The 14,233-nt window shown below is 49.6% G+C and carries 16 protein-coding genes and 2 pseudogenes; 9 read left to right on the top strand and 9 right to left on the bottom strand.

The genetic code is table 11. The features are described 5' to 3' along the window. Positions 1-146 precede the first annotated feature (146 nt). Positions 147-347, bottom strand: coding sequence for a hypothetical protein (locus tag SIB79_RS03875; RefSeq protein ID WP_063402852.1), 201 nt, complete (start codon positions 345-347; stop codon positions 147-149). 275 nt (positions 348-622) lie between these two features. Between SIB79_RS03875 and SIB79_RS03880 the strand changes: the two genes are divergently transcribed. After that, positions 623-2,254, top strand: a complete 1,632-nt coding sequence (locus SIB79_RS03880; protein WP_063402853.1) for an FAD-dependent oxidoreductase — start codon at positions 623-625, stop codon at positions 2,252-2,254. A gap of 65 nt (positions 2,255-2,319) precedes the next feature. On the opposite strand, the gene SIB79_RS03885 is transcribed toward SIB79_RS03880, so the two are convergent. Together SIB79_RS03885 and SIB79_RS03890 are read right to left on the bottom strand one after the other, a co-directional pair. Beyond that, positions 2,320-3,132 (bottom strand): VanW family protein, encoded by an 813-nt coding sequence (locus SIB79_RS03885; protein ID WP_063402854.1) that lies wholly within the window; start codon positions 3,130-3,132, stop codon positions 2,320-2,322. 14 nt (positions 3,133-3,146) lie between these two features. Beyond that, positions 3,147-3,311 carry a hypothetical protein gene (locus SIB79_RS03890; RefSeq protein WP_155724539.1) on the bottom strand — a complete coding sequence of 55 codons (165 nt, stop codon included), beginning with the start codon at positions 3,309-3,311 and terminating at the stop codon, positions 3,147-3,149. A gap of 250 nt (positions 3,312-3,561) precedes the next feature. On the opposite strand from SIB79_RS03890, the gene SIB79_RS03895 reads away from it, so the two are divergent. Next, positions 3,562-3,699 (top strand): hypothetical protein, encoded by a 138-nt coding sequence (locus SIB79_RS03895; protein WP_196757558.1) that lies wholly within the window; start codon positions 3,562-3,564, stop codon positions 3,697-3,699. A gap of 206 nt (positions 3,700-3,905) precedes the next feature. Here the strand turns inward: SIB79_RS03895 and SIB79_RS03900 are convergent, their stop codons facing one another. The 3 genes from SIB79_RS03900 to SIB79_RS03910 form a co-directional block, all read right to left on the bottom strand. Then, the gene (locus tag SIB79_RS03900; protein ID WP_041385049.1) at positions 3,906-4,178 is read right to left on the bottom strand and encodes a DUF3303 domain-containing protein; all 273 of its coding nucleotides are present in this window, start codon (positions 4,176-4,178) and stop codon (positions 3,906-3,908) included. A 79-nt stretch (positions 4,179-4,257) separates the two neighbouring features. Further along, entirely contained in the window at positions 4,258-4,599 is a 342-nt protein-coding gene (locus SIB79_RS03905; RefSeq protein WP_063402856.1) for a DUF1330 domain-containing protein, read from the bottom strand. 275 nt (positions 4,600-4,874) lie between these two features. Continuing rightward, on the bottom strand, positions 4,875-5,333 hold the full coding sequence (locus SIB79_RS03910) for a hypothetical protein (RefSeq protein ID WP_063402857.1): 459 nt from the start codon (positions 5,331-5,333) through the stop codon (positions 4,875-4,877). Positions 5,334-5,767: 434 nt separating this feature from the next. On the opposite strand from SIB79_RS03910, the gene SIB79_RS03915 reads away from it, so the two are divergent. Both SIB79_RS03915 and SIB79_RS03920 read left to right on the top strand, forming a co-directional pair. Next, positions 5,768-5,920: a hypothetical protein gene (locus tag SIB79_RS03915; RefSeq protein WP_413681138.1), complete on the top strand. Its 153-nt coding sequence runs from the start codon at positions 5,768-5,770 to the stop codon at positions 5,918-5,920. Positions 5,921-6,356: 436 nt separating this feature from the next. Beyond that, entirely contained in the window at positions 6,357-8,051 is a 1,695-nt protein-coding gene (locus SIB79_RS03920) for a hypothetical protein (RefSeq protein WP_155724543.1), read from the top strand. A gap of 1 nt (position 8,052) precedes the next feature. On the opposite strand, the gene SIB79_RS03925 is transcribed toward SIB79_RS03920, so the two are convergent. Together SIB79_RS03925 and SIB79_RS03930 are read right to left on the bottom strand one after the other, a co-directional pair. Further along, the gene (locus SIB79_RS03925) at positions 8,053-8,280 is read right to left on the bottom strand and encodes a hypothetical protein (RefSeq protein ID WP_063402860.1); all 228 of its coding nucleotides are present in this window, start codon (positions 8,278-8,280) and stop codon (positions 8,053-8,055) included. A gap of 429 nt (positions 8,281-8,709) precedes the next feature. Next, a complete protein-coding gene (locus tag SIB79_RS03930) occupies positions 8,710-9,126 on the bottom strand; it encodes a hypothetical protein (RefSeq protein WP_063402861.1) in 417 nt (138 codons plus the stop codon). An 884-nt stretch (positions 9,127-10,010) separates the two neighbouring features. On the opposite strand from SIB79_RS03930, the pseudogene SIB79_RS03935 reads away from it, so the two are divergent. From SIB79_RS03935 to SIB79_RS03950, 4 genes and pseudogenes are all read left to right on the top strand, one after another. Then, positions 10,011-10,159 (top strand): annotated as a pseudogene (locus SIB79_RS03935) (Nif11-like leader peptide family RiPP precursor); the annotation flags it as partial. Between the two features lie 99 nt (positions 10,160-10,258). After that, positions 10,259-10,591 carry a DUF3303 domain-containing protein gene (locus SIB79_RS03940; RefSeq protein ID WP_063400611.1) on the top strand — a complete coding sequence of 111 codons (333 nt, stop codon included), beginning with the start codon at positions 10,259-10,261 and terminating at the stop codon, positions 10,589-10,591. Positions 10,592-10,729: 138 nt separating this feature from the next. Beyond that, positions 10,730-11,197: pseudogene (locus tag SIB79_RS03945) on the top strand (carbamoyl-phosphate synthase); the annotation flags it as partial. Positions 11,198-11,549: 352 nt separating this feature from the next. Further along, a complete protein-coding gene (locus tag SIB79_RS03950; protein WP_063402862.1) occupies positions 11,550-12,200 on the top strand; it encodes a hypothetical protein in 651 nt (216 codons plus the stop codon). 3 nt (positions 12,201-12,203) lie between these two features. Here SIB79_RS03950 and SIB79_RS03955 read toward each other — a convergent pair whose 3' ends face one another. Next, the gene (locus SIB79_RS03955) at positions 12,204-12,683 is read right to left on the bottom strand and encodes a nucleoside deaminase (RefSeq protein ID WP_063402863.1); all 480 of its coding nucleotides are present in this window, start codon (positions 12,681-12,683) and stop codon (positions 12,204-12,206) included. A gap of 65 nt (positions 12,684-12,748) precedes the next feature. Here SIB79_RS03955 and SIB79_RS03960 point away from each other — a divergent pair, with 65 nt between their 5' ends. Continuing rightward, positions 12,749-12,979 carry a hypothetical protein gene (locus SIB79_RS03960; RefSeq protein WP_063402864.1) on the top strand — a complete coding sequence of 77 codons (231 nt, stop codon included), beginning with the start codon at positions 12,749-12,751 and terminating at the stop codon, positions 12,977-12,979. Positions 12,980-14,233 lie beyond the last annotated feature (1,254 nt).

Consider the following 14,233-nt stretch of genomic DNA (forward strand, 5'->3'; position numbering starts at 1 on the left):
TGCTCATCGCAAACATGTTGAGCAATAGCAAAGCCACATCCTTGAGTATCTAGAATGCATGAGCGCAGAAAGCTCTCGCCTCCTTAAGCTAAGAGTGTGGTGGCCAGATCAGAAAGAGAGCTGACAGTGGCGAGCCAACCCTCCGATTATTCAATAAGTCCATCTGCCTCCAGCTCCTCTCGGTGTTTAAGGGCTTTCCTCAATTGGCCTGCAACAAAAGGAATGTGGAGTGCATACTTCTGAAGCTGAGCCCGCTCCTCGAGGCTGACAGGTTCTCCAGTCGCTAAGCGATGGATGATCTCCTCAACACGTCTACGAGTGTCTGTTCTCAGGGTGCGAAAAACCATTTTTTTAAATAGCCCTCCGAAGCATTAACCCAATTTAGGTCAGTTTTTAGGTGCTCTTAACGAGAGAGAGGGGTCTTGCTGCGCTGCCTCTGAGGTGTTTGCTACAGGGCTCGGGCTAGCTGCGCTTACCCATGTAAGCAGGGACGAAGAAATAGTAGTTGCTCTGTGGAGACAACGAAGACTTCCTTCAAGAGTTGCCTTTGTCACAAGGTGGCTAAGGAAGCCCATGGTTGATGAGTTCATCTCTTTAGCTTGGGCCGATGTAAAACAGCTTCATGGCCGAAGGTTCTCCGGGTAAAAAGCAATCTCATGCGGTTGTCATCGGGGCCGGCTGGGCTGGCTGGGGTGCGGCCAAGGCACTCTGCGAAGCGGGTGTTCGCGTAACCCTGATGGATGGGATGGCGGATCCAACCGGCAGTCAGCCCCTCACCACGCCAAGCGGCAAACCGTTCGAGGCAGGCACCCGGGGGTTCTGGAAGGATTATCCCAACATCAATGCCCTGACAGCAGAGCTCGGGCTCGGCTCGATCTTCACGGAGTTCACCACTAGTGCGTTCTGGTCACCTGAAGGCCTGGAGGCGACGGCTCCTGTCTTCGGTGACGCTCCGCTGTGGCCGAGTCCCCTGGGTCAGGTTGCTGCAACGATCAATAACTTCAAGCGCCTGCCTGTTGCTGATCGGCTCAGCATCGCCGGCCTGCTCTACGCCATGCTCGATCTGAACCGCAGCGATGCGGTATACAGGAGCTACGACTCGATCGATGCGCTGACGCTGTTTAGACAGCTCAGGATCAGTGATCGCATGATCGATGATTTCCTGCGGCCCACGTTGCTGGTGGGGCTGTTCAAGCCGCCGGAGGAGCTGTCGGCCGCTGTCACGATGGAGCTCCTTTACTACTACGCCCTGGCGCATCAGGATTCCTTCGATGTGCGTTGGATCAGGTCGAAAAGCATCGCCGAACAGCTGATTGCCCCGCTCAGTGAGCGGCTGCAGGAGCAGCATCAGCTCGAGGTGCTGGGCGGCACCCTGGCCACCCGGCTGAACGTCTCGCCGGAGACTCAGGCCATCCGCTCGGTGGCAACCCGTTCCGTAACAAGCGGGAGCACCGGTTTAATCGAGGATGTCGATGCCGTGGTGCTTGCCGTGAGTGCCAAAGGAATGGGTGCTTTGATGGCGCAATCCCCGGAGTGCGGCGCGCTGGCGCCAGAGCTTGTGCGTGCCGCCACGCTCGGATCGATCGATGTGGTGTCGATCCGTCTGTGGTTGGATCGCACCGTGCCGGTCGCCGATCCCGCCAATGTGTTCTCACGTTTCAGCGCACTAAGAGGCGCCGGCGCCACCTTCTTCATGTTGGATCAACTGCAGCGGGAGTCGGAGCAGGCGCTCTGGGGTGATCAGCCACCGCAGGGTTCGGTGATCGCCAGCGACTTCTACAACGCCTCGGCCATCGCCGAGCTGAGCGATCAGGAGATCGTCGACTGCCTGATGCAGGATCTGCTGCCCATAGCGCAGCCTGCCTTCCGGGGGGCCAGGGTCGTGGATCAGGAGGTGCGGCGTTATCCGGGTTCGGTGTCTCTCTTCTCGCCGGGAAGTTTCAGCAAGCGGCCACCAATGGAGACGTCACTGGCTTCGGTGGTCTGCGCCGGCGACTGGGTGCGGATGGGCGAGAAAGAACATGGTGCTAAAGGCCTTTGTCAGGAACGCGCCTACGTGTGTGGTCTGGAAGCGGGCAACTCACTGCTCAGGCGCGGGATCGTGAGGGGCGCCGACCTGCCCAGGACCCTGCAGCACTCTGTGATCCCCATCCGCACCGATGAACCGCAGGTGGTGCTCGGGCGTGCGCTTAACAAGCTGGTGATGGACCCCCTCGAGGCCTTCGGGATCCAGTGGCCTTGGTTGGCTAGCTAGTTGGCGATTCTCAAGGGATTGGCGATGACGATTCAACAGGCTGAGATTCGTTCAGTATCAAGGCATCATGGCGCCGCTTTCAGCAACGGCTCGTACATCATGATCGCGTGATTTTCCACCAGTAGCTGTTCCGTCTCAACACCATCGGATGCTGTGCAGATCCGATAGAGCTGATTGTGCCTCGAATAGCCGCCCCAGATCTGCTGCTGGATCCTGTGATGACGCTCCTCGACGCTGTAGATGCAGTCGTAATCCTCATCACAGCAGAGTTCACCATGCAGATGGATGTCATCCAGCCATAGATGAATCGCGAAGCAATAGGGCGTGTTGTTGGTGATCTGCAGATCCACATAGTTGTACGCCAGTGTTGCTCCGGCACCAAAGGGAATGGTTCGATTCACATCCGGGAACACATCAAAACCATGCCTCCAGCGCTCTGAAATCGTGAGCGGACTGTGGGCCGCCATCCAGAACAGTAGATTTCCCAGCTGACAAAGGCCTCCTCCTGTCCCCCTGGAGATCCTGCCCTGATTCAGTACCAGACCCTCTAGATAGCCCTTCCGTCTAGTGGGTCGTCCGACCAGCTTCCACACGGACATTGTTTCCCCCGGACGAATCAGGATTCGATCCAGTTGCGCAAGCGCTAGCTCCAGATTCCTGCGCTTGTTGTGCTGAAGCACCATATCCACATCCCTTAAAGGGCGCAGGATCAGAGACTGATGGCAGAATTTGCGGTGGCTTGCCGCCAGGACGTCGCGTGTTGTCGCCCATTGTCTGGAACCGAACAGCCAGTTGGCTTTGCGTCTGGCAATGTGATATTCCCGGCCCAGCAGTTGTCGAACCCTGCTGCGGTGAATCGGTTTGGGAATTTCAAACATCGCTGAGCCCTGAGTTATCTCGTTTTGAACCGACCAGGCTGTTCATTCTGACAAGACTGGTCAAAGGCGAGAATGGCCAAAACGATCAGGTCTGCAAAGGAGAGGGACTGTTGATCCGTGCCGGAGATGACATCTGCAGCCTGCTTCTGAATGTGCACAGGGATGCGTTTCTGGCTCATGAACCGGCCCATCTGCATATCATTCCAGGCCAGGACGACAACCTGATCTGATTATTCGCTGCAGTTCCCAGTTGATGATTCAGGGCCGGAAGCACACGTCGTCCTGATGTCGTCGTCCACCTGAACGGCTGCCGGTCGTTGTTTTGGAACTGAAGAACCACGCCGATGAGAAGGTAGACGTCTGGGCAGCGTTAACCAACTTCAGACCTACAAGGACAACATCCCAGACCTGTTCACCTCCAACGTGCTGATGTTGATCAGTGATGGCATCTATACCCGTGTTGGGTCGTTGTCTGCTTCAAGGGAGCGTTCCCAGGAGCTTGCTCTCACTGGTGTCATCAGCAGTGTTCCCGCGCATGAACAGGCGGTTGTGGATCAAGCCGGCTAGCACGCCTGTTATGCACAGCAGAGCAGTAGCCATGGGGAAAGAGGCGCTTGGTGCAATGAGGATTCATGCGTTTGTCTTGCCCTCCCCCAGATCGGGGAGGGTTGGTGAATATTCAGTGAGAAAGAGGCGATGTCAGCTAAAGCTTCCCCAGGAGCCTCTGAGGTTCCAACTGGGCTAGGCCCTTGCATCACTGCTTGCAATAGAGGTTAGCTATAAACCTTTGCAATCAATGGGCCTGCCTGATCATCCGTGAAGACGGGAGTCACGTCCCAGTCAAGGAACTCAGCCCACTCAGCTGCATGCTCATAGCAGACTCCAGCGTCGTTGGTTTCGACAATGATCCAGCCTTGTACAGAGCCTGGTGCGTGAAAGCGCTGCCAAGACTTGCACTCAGGCATCGGGGCACCTGTCGCAAGGAACTGACGAGCTGCTTTCTCGTGATATCCAGTTTTAAAGCTCCAATGCATCAGAAAGGTCATGTCAAACAAAAAAAGTATCAGCCTTCTAGTCGATTTACATCAAAGGCGATGTCATCCAAGTAACAGTTTCAAGAAACGACTACTTACCCATGGCTCTCCTTAGTTTTGCTGCTTCATCCATACCTTCCATGATCGTGAAGGTTGCATTCTCTGTGGCTGCGTAACGGATTTTGCTTAGCTCTTGATACTCAGCTGATTCATAAGCATCGAGTGCTGCTCTCATCGAAGGGAACTCACAAATAACTGCCAAGTTCGCTCCTTCTGTCTTCTCTTTCCCTTGAGGTTCTGTGTCTTTAGCAAAAACCACTCCACCAACTTCTTTGAGCCAAGGTCCAACCTTCTCAACGTACTCAGCAAATAAAGCTGGATTGGTGACTGTTGAAGTGCTGATCCAATAACCCTTAGCGCCTTTCTTGTCCATGCATAGCTTCTAGAAACCCCTAGAGCATCGCACTTTATTCGTGTATTGGGTTTGTCACCAATTTTGTAGTGGGTCCCCATAGGGAAGCGGTTTCAACAGATAAGAGCTGGTGTCGAGGCCGGAGTGACAACTGTCGAGTCGGCGCCTGAGGCCCACCAACAGCCACTGGAGAGCGGAGGCCCCTCGACTGGCAGCGTCGAGGGGTTTTTCTTGCTCTCTTTATCGAGCTTCGTCGTCTTCCGGAGGTATTGGCGGAGGAACTGTGCCTGAGCCTTCTAACGCGTCTCCGACCAGAGCAATCTCTTGAGGAGTACTCGGCAGGTGGAAAGCACCAGATAGCTGCTCACGCGCACGATCACGCAAAGTGTCGTCACCAGATTGGTTGGTTCAGAAGCAGCAGCTTTGGCTTTAGCTCTTCTTGCCCGGCGTTTAGCTGAGGAAGAAGGAGAAGTTGCCTGAGGCAAGGCCGCATTAGCCATGCGAGTGGATTGGGGAAGCATGGCTTTAGCAGAATCAGGCAAAGCGATAGCAACAGGTTGAATGTCGATCACTTTTGCTGAATCCGTACCTGCTGGGGTCAAAGCAGCGAGGGCCTCCAAATCAGCGGTAGCGGAAGAAGCCATATCAGCCATTTTTTGCTGTGCATAGATAGCGAACTGTCCAGCAGAAGCAATTTGAGCTTGAACTAAGGCCTGATCAGCAGAACTAGAAGGGTATGGATGCACTGAAGTCATTGCTAGCGCGCCACTAGAGCAATGACCAATCTCACAGCGCGAGATGATCTAACTCAAGGCTTTGAGGACTTCTTGCGGTGAGGCTATAGACATCGATACGGAGCTTTCACGATGGACCGAGTCACTAACCTCCAGGCAATGTGCGCCATTGATTCAGCAATTGAATCGACTCCTGCCTCCGATCAGAAATCTTTAATTAATCTCAGAAAGGCATTCTATATGCACTTCATTATCGAGTCTGTTCTTTCTGAGCGCGTAGAACTCATCCCGGCATCATCTTTGCGGGAAACCATTTCATAATCGTAGTCATCAAATGAATCTTTAGTTTTATCAGAGTGAATGCTAAATAAGGAATAAGAAAATATGCAAGCAGCTGCTCAGCAGAACTAGAGCTTCTAACTATTTGCTCATTGATAACCCACATCACTTCTGAGTTGAGCAACAACAGCCATAAGCCACTTCCGCTCAACCCTTGGGCTGTGATTTTCACCGTGACCGCTATAGGTTTTACGGATGCAAGCCTTCCCATCAACATCCCCGCGAACTTGCTGTTTCAAGCCCCTCAACAAGCAGCTACGCGTTCTTAGAGCTTGGCCACACGCGACAACGTATTCGCTGCTCCAATGACTGAGTTGAGTTGACCTGTGCGAAAGCCTTCTTTCATCACGGCCTTCATCATGTGAACCATCTCCGCGACAACAATTAACGTCTTACTGCATAAAAGTAGGGAGAAAGAGAAAGATACAGCTGCAAACACAACAGAATCTGCTTTGCTGAGTCTTTTAGAGGTATTAGTACAACAGCTGCGAATAAGATCTGCCTAGGGCAGTGGATATTGCGTTATTCGTGGCATACAGTCATTGATAAACAGTGAGAGGAAATCAAGGGCGATTTCGAGGCAGACTTCTATATAGCTTTTTTGCAATGAAGGACTTTCTGCCTTGGAAATTAAGAAATTCTGAAGAGAGCGATCTGCGATGCTAAGGCTTGCTAAAAGTTGGACGATATGCACAGGTAATCGACGTGCCGCAAGCATCTAAGTATGATCAGCTGCACCGCGACATAATCATCAGTGCAGATATTTATGGTGGACTGGATAAAAAGCCTCGAATTTTGGCAGCAAGTTATGGATTTGAAGGAATTCAAGGTATTCCACGTCTTAACTCTGTTGAAAATATTCAGCTCGCAATAGATGCAGGTGCGGGAATTGTGGAATCCCAGATCTCTCTTCCTGACGCTCCACTTCGTAACATTACAAGTGGAATATCTCTTGTCGCTATCAGTGCTGGTGCTGGATTCAGTGACTCACCGGTATCAGAAACATTCATGGATGCGATGCCTATAGAGTTTAGCCATCCAGTATTACCTTCAACAGTTATTCCCCAAAACTTTGAGATTGAATTAAACAATGGTGAAGTAGTAAAGCCAAAATATGTAGCACTTAATCCTAATTATGAATTCAATGAGCGACAGACTGTAGTGGCTTTTGGCTATTTTGGAAATCGATTGCCTAGTGATAATGAAGATGCAGTCCACCCTGCAACCTTCCGTGTAGTGTCTTCAGATAATTCACTGAAGCTGGTTACACCTGACGGACTAGCCGATGGCTCAGGGTTAAGTAAGACCAGTAGTAATCCATACGACTTGTTCAACGGACCAACTTTGGTTGGCGCCAAACTCAGTAAATTGAGTCTTGCAGGTGATTATGGACCCGATGGTTTTACAGGGTCAGAAAAAAATCACGGCGTTGAATATTACGGCACCAGTAAAAAATTATATCGTCTTCGTCTCTTCACCTCTGGAGGATTTTCGCCCGACGGCGTAAGTGGATTGAAACCTGAACAATTTTCTGACTTTTTCCAGCTAACTGCCAAGGGAGTAGGAAGCGGGAATTCAATCAAAATAGGTGAGTCTAATCAGTGGTATCGAGTTAAAGGAGGTAGGATCAAAATCCTAGGTATTGCTGATCTTGGTCCAGGTCTTACGGCTGATCCTGAGTATAGTTATGCTGAAGATCATGATAATCAGTTTGATCTGATTATTCGCGCCTCTTCTAAAAGAGCAGTTAAATCCTTGAAAAACGTCATACTTCCAGATCCTAGAAAGGATACTCATAGACCTATTTACAATCCAGGTGGTCCTGGCACGGCACCTGTTTCCTCATTGTCTTATACTCAGCCAAGTCCAGGTCAAACTATCAGGATAGAAAAAGCAATCAAAAATCCACGTGTAGTTAGTTATGCCAGTCAGGAATTATCAGACTATGACGAGGCAGACAACTTGGCAGCAGTTTTTCGGCTAAGAGATCCAATTACGGGATCAATGAAGCTAACATCAAGTTCAGCTAATGCAGCGACAGCAGTGCGAAACGGTGTAATGGAATTCGTTGATGTTCCCTACGCAGCTAATCCTAACGATAGCTTTTCCAAGTCGGTATTCGAGTTTGAACATCCCAATACAGGTGACTTGGTATATGCAATACGGGGCGGCCAAAAAAAGGAGTTTGAAAGAGATGGCTATATTAACAATGGTGTTGTTTTCTCAGCATATTCTAAGCGATACCGAGGACTTGATCCGATTTGGCAACTCGAATCACCTGAAGGAATGCATGTTACTACAGGTATTAAAAGTGAAAGAGAGCAGTTGATTGAGCAGGGATGGTTGAACGAAAATCCGGCATTTTTCAGTGTGGTCTTTGATAATTTAATTACGACTTGAATTACTGTTTTAACCTAGATAGCTGTTCAAATTGAAGGTGCCATCTGACGGCGATGATTTTAATGCTTTCGCGTCCAGTGGCATTTATGGGCGTACCGCCCATAAATCTCTGCATGACCGCTGGCGACATCTCTTGCGGAACTTTCATCTTTCCAAGGAACAGCTCTCCCACGGTGCGTCCATACCGGTCTTCTCTGATCCATCGAATCCCCACCTCTTTTCCTACCACTAAATCTCTCAGATAGTTACGAGCGGCTTCTGGCGCTGCTGGCTGCGCTCATTTCCCGCGTAGTTCAGCCGCATCGATGCTGGCAAGCCGAACCCTTTCACCCTTGCTGGTAGTGCAGGTATCGCCCTCGTAGCAGGTGGCGATCACAACGGAAGCAAGAACAGCCAGGAGTAGATGAAGGCTTAAATGGTATTTCTGGAGGTGGAAGTCAATGGCTAGTTGATCTTATATCTGCTAAGAGAAAAGGGGAGAGCGTATTTTGAAAGAGTGGAAAGTCCTAATAATTAAACCACAGGACCTGAACTTAGCGGATGAAGAAAAAAAGGAACTCACGGATGCTACTCGTCTGGGATTTGGTTGAGGTTAATATCCCAATGCCATATCGTAAATCTCATCACAAACAAAAATAAAAGCGGGAATGAAATTCTATTATTCATAGAATAAATTAAATCCTCCCGGCTGTCCATTCAGGTCTAAACATATAATCTCAAGTGCGGAGTCGCTGACGAGAATCTTCGCAGCAAACCCATTCATACTCATATCGCTCGGAATCTTTTCATCTGATACAGAAGCTTGCGGACCCTGACCTATTTTAGTTATAAGGTTAGTCGATCGATTGAACTCATGTACTAAAACAAGTTGGTCAGCCAGGCCATTGTTTGTCCTGCTAACCTTCCAATTTCCACCACTTATAATAATCTTATCGCCAATATCTCTAAAGTCGGTAATTAGATCAGTCCCAGCTTCACTTGCTCTTTGAATGAATACATCGGGATCGGAGCCACCAGTTAGGATATAAGAAGATTGCGCCCCATCAATAAAGTCCGAGCCATCCTGACCGTGCAAGTAGTCTTTTCCTCCCTAGCCAAACAACCTATCAATACCAGACCAACCTTTTGCAAAATCATCTCCCGAGCCACATAGAATAAAATCATTGTTAGAACCTGTTGTAATATAATCAGGCCCCTCTTTTGAGTTGACGAACAATTTTTTATTTTCTTGAATTAGGTTCACATCATCATGATCTGGGCCCCCTGAATTACTAAATAGCCTGAGTCGATAGCGTATTATGGAATAGCAAGTTCGACTTGTTTCAATGCAATCCCTTGCCAGGAATTAGTTGGGGCTGTTCCTGATAAGAACGCTTGTTCGGGGTCATAACTCCTGGGTCTAAAAGTGAACTAGAAATGACTTTTGGCCTTAATGCAATTATTGCTCTAATAAACTAGGGATGCATTGTTTAAGATCACTAATGAATGTGAGATAACTCACATATACTCACATATATTAAAGGAGAGGAAAGGGTTTTTAGGCAAAGCTTCGAGAGCATTAACTCACTTACAACGCTGTACAGGCAACACATAATAGTTCATTCACGTAGACACGCTGTTGATTAATACATCTAGCTCAAAAGCCCAGGTATCGATCTGATTACAGCAGTTGATGTGGCCTTACAGCTGCAACCAAAAATATGCCAGATAATGTGAGCCCTTTTAAGTGTTCAATCCCAGTGCAGCGCTTGATTTGCCTCTCTTGATCAGTTGCTAGTGCTGCTGCTCTTACCTTAGCTAGCTCTACGATTCAACGAGTTGTTGCTCATGAAGATGTCAGTGCTGAACATCTCAGCGTCATGTAGATCATTTTTATAGATGCAAAAAGTCAAATCTTCAATTGCATTCTCTAATCAGCCCTAGATTGCGCTTTATTTAGTAAACAGTAACTTAAATCTGATATCAGAAGAACAACTCAAGGCATTCATCGCAAGGTTCAAGCAGATAGCTCACTACAAGAGCAACTCAAAGCAGAAGGTGCTGATGTTGTGGCAATTGCTAAAACTGCAGGGTTTGCGATCACCAAAGAAGATCTAAAATCTCAGCGCTAAAACCGTTCTGATCAAGAGCTGGATCTTAATATCCTGACGAACTGTAAAAACATCTTTTTGCTCATGTAGAAAGTAAAGTCCTTCGACTCACAACCAATGCAGCTCTTTCTATGTGATGCCCAATTCGAAGATATTGAGCTTCAGAAAGCCGCCTATGCCCAGTTCATTGAACTATGGGAAAGTGGAGCCATGGCAAAGGAAGATAAATTTGAAGGTTTTGAACTCCTTTTCCGTGTTCATGCGCCAGGCGAAGGGCGTGTCGTCATCTTGTGCAGGGCAGAGAGCGATAAGCAGCTGTTCACACATTTCGCTCCCTGGCGTGCTCAATTTGGAATTGTGATGGAATTTACCCCTGTTATGAGCTGTCAAGATGTGGTTGATGCGCATAAAGATCTGTTTGCCAAGCTTCCACCCCGCAGTGCTGTTTAATCGAATCAATCAACCAATTCATGACCCCGCCAAGCGCGGGGTTTTTTATTGCTTACTGACCCTAAGCAAAGCTGAAACTGCCTACTACAGCGGGCAGCAGCAGAAGCAAGGCATTCTGCGCTGAATAGATCCTTTTCAATACAGCGTTCACTCCGCCTGTCTCTATCGCTGAGCGGTGTTGCAGCATTAGCACTCTCCAATGCAGCTCTGCTGCCTGCTGCTGCTCAAGGCAACGGCAATGCCGCAGATCTTGGGGTGATGGAGATCAACCTCAAAGACGCTGTGCAGTTCAACTTGGGCTCTCAAGGTGCATTGCAAGGAGCAGGCACACCCAATCGAGCCGGTATTGGTGCCTTTCTTCCGATTGCTGTTGGTGAGAACAGTTTTTGGTTTATTGATGCCCTAGCCAATGCCAACTTCTCTGACTACGACGGCACCAGCAGCATCATCAATACAGAAGTGGCTGGCACCACCATCTCCACTTCAACCCGTTTGGGTTATCGCTGGCTGAATGGTGACCGCAGCTGGATGTATGGAGTGAATGCTGGCTATGAGAGCCGGCCGATGAATACTGGTCAGGCTCATACCCGCGTCAACATCACAGATAGTTGAGCCATAGCCCCCACAACAGAACCCGGATTGGTCTGCTTTCAACCAACCCTTGCGCTCTCCATCAGTAGGTGAATGGATTGACCAACAGATCTGTTCTTTGGATATTCGCCTGATCGTCTCCAATCAGCTGAGACTCGGCGCGGGCTGCGGCAGTGGCGGGCTGATATCTCCCTACCCACTCCTGTGGCTGTGGTATGCGCGGACCGATGCCGGCAGATGCTTGCGCTGATCAATCAGTATGCTCAACGGTGGGGTGAACCCGTTTAGTGGTCTGCCGCCAACGCCGGAAATGTAGGAGTTGCAAAGATCAACTGCCTCAGCAGACTGCTGAGGTGTGGAGACATGGATGGCCGGCATATCCCCCCAGCACCGTAAGGGATCTAAGGGATTTGAGTTTCAGGTGGAGCACAGCCTCCAAAGCGAATCGCAGCATTTGGCTCTGTTGGAACTTCAACGGCTGTTGGCCGCCGAGCAACACTGGCCAGGGTGTCTGGGGACCGTTGGCCCCGATCTGATCGATTCACAAGACCCGAATCGCTTTATCACACGAACCTACTGGAGGGATGTCGAGTGTTTCGTGGGGTGGATGGTGAGCATCGAACGGAGCCAACTGTTGCGGGCGATGGATGGGCTGGGCTACAGCTACTCGGCTGAAACAAACTGGCGGGGCTTTGCCTCATGGATTGTCGGCGACGCAGAGGGAGATCCTCCACCTGCCTGGAAAGTGAACCTGCTGGTGTTGATTTGTCTGTATCCCACGGTGCTGATCCTCAACAGCCTGATCAACCCTCTGGGGTTGGGCTACTCCACGTCCATTTTGGTGGGCAACATCTGTTCCGTGGCTCTCACGGGATGGCTATTGGTGCCAGCGACACAAACTTGCTACGCCCAATGGATCAACGGACGCTGCAGTCGTCGAGATAGCCAGATAAGCCTCCTTTCGCTTGCGGCTCTCCTGCTGTTGAGTTGGGCTATCAGTCTTGGCCTGTCGGGCTGAAGGTCAATAACGCGCTCCATCGGGCAGCTGACGGAACTCAGTCCATACCGCCTGAGCCTCGTCCTGAAGAATCTGCTCCATCCGAATCTGCTTCTCTGGCATGGCTCTGCGGATGTCGTCATTGATGGCGCGATCGGAGAAGAGATCGTCGTAATCACTCCAGGAGGCGGCGTAAAACACCCTGCGGATGTTGGCCCAATAGGCGGTCGAGTAACACATGGGGCAACATTCACAGCTCGAATACATCACGCAACCCGTGAGATCCCAGCTGTCGAGTGTTCGACAAGCCTGGCGAATGGCATTCACCTCAGCATGGGCACTGGGGTCGTTATCTTGGATTACGCTGTTTCCTGCAGCGGCGATAACCTGCCTGTCCTTGACGATCACCGCACCGAAGGGGCCACCGGTTTTGTTCACCACACCGGCATCGCGCATCACCTTAATCGCCTGCCGCATGAAGGCTTGGTCTTGATCCGATGCCATCGCATCTACCGCAAGAAGTAATCCAAGGATGGTAAGGCTGATGATGCACTTGGCACTTATCTCAAATGCAAGCGATATGGCAGCAACTACGACAAGACGCTGATCAGGCTGGTGAGGTATTAAAGCCCTATACCTTTAGGCATCGCTACGCCAAGGCGTCACATGCATCGAATCTGCCTGTCGCCAATATCGCTGAAGCCATGGGTCACACGATTGAAGTTCATCTCGGTAGTTACGCCAGGTTCAAACCAGATGCAACGGCAGATCTTTATGCGCAGGTGAATGCAGTCAAATAAAAACCGCGTAATTAGCGGGGTCTTTAGAATGTTTTGTCGGGGGATGGATCAGCCGCACCTCACGACCTCCTTGCTTTCCCAATTGTAGGTTTTGTATTGCTTACAACCCTATTTAGCCTCAGGCTTCACGGCAAGTCGTCAATACAAGCAGAAAGGATCTATGGACAATGATGAACAACCTAAGAAAAGATATTGACTTTTACATGGAATAGATTAATGGGCGAGTGAACTTTGCATAATGCGCTACTTCCCCCTTGTCAGTTCGCTTCGCTTGGACTAGGAAAGGCTTATTAGTACAGTTGTGCATGACCATAGATTTATCCAATGATGGGACCCAAGTCCTCTATCCCAACAAAGTGACTTGGAGTGTGCTCTTTCTGGGCTGTGGTTTTGGTATTTGGACCTGCCTCACAAATGAGACAATTGAAATATTCTGGACAATAACGACAATTCTATGTTGCAGCACTGGTGCACTCGTATCTGTGATTCATATGTGGCCCGGAAGTTCCTGGCTAGAGATTGGAGCTGAAGGCATTCGCTGGCGCCACATGTTTCGCCAAAATGTCCACTACCGCTGGAGAGATATTAATTCGATTGGCATTATAAACATCAGAACTCAATACAACACACACAAGATTGTGGAACTTTATATCGGGCCTGAAAATATAGGGGTATGCTTGCCCGATCTCTATGGCAAAAAGGCCAGACATCTTGTTAAAATTATTGAGGCTTATCGATCGATTTACTCCTGAGGTTCTCTAGTGATGAGCCTTCACTAGAGCCATCAATAAATGATTCATAGACAACAGCAGCATTCTTTGCACGGGCAATAAATCAAGCATGTTGAGCCAATCAACATGCAGTACTTTTTCCTACTGACACCTTATTACTGCTTGCTTAGACCTGTATTAGGAGTCCGAGGACGTAGAAACCCTGAAAACCTGTCCTGGACTTGAGGGCATCCAACGCGGGTGCCCTTCTTCATGTCAGTTATTTGTGCTACTTGCAGAGGAAATGGATATGTTCTTGTTGCTTGTGCTCAAACTCACTGTTGGCATTGAGCCAGGTCACTGCGTTTTTAAAGAGGTTGAGTGAATCTATGGATAGCGGTGAAGGATGAAAACAAAAAATCATCACCGCCCTAGGAGCAGAAATCAAATAAACAAAAGCCCCGCAGCATGGCGGGGCTTTTTGATGTTCAGTCTTCGAAGTTCCTCCGTCTACTTTTACTGCAGTTGACGTGGCCTGATAGCT

Source organism: Prochlorococcus sp. MIT 1342 (genome assembly GCF_047304495.1).
Lineage (GTDB): Bacteria > Cyanobacteriota > Cyanobacteriia > PCC-6307 > Cyanobiaceae > Prochlorococcus > Prochlorococcus marinus_D.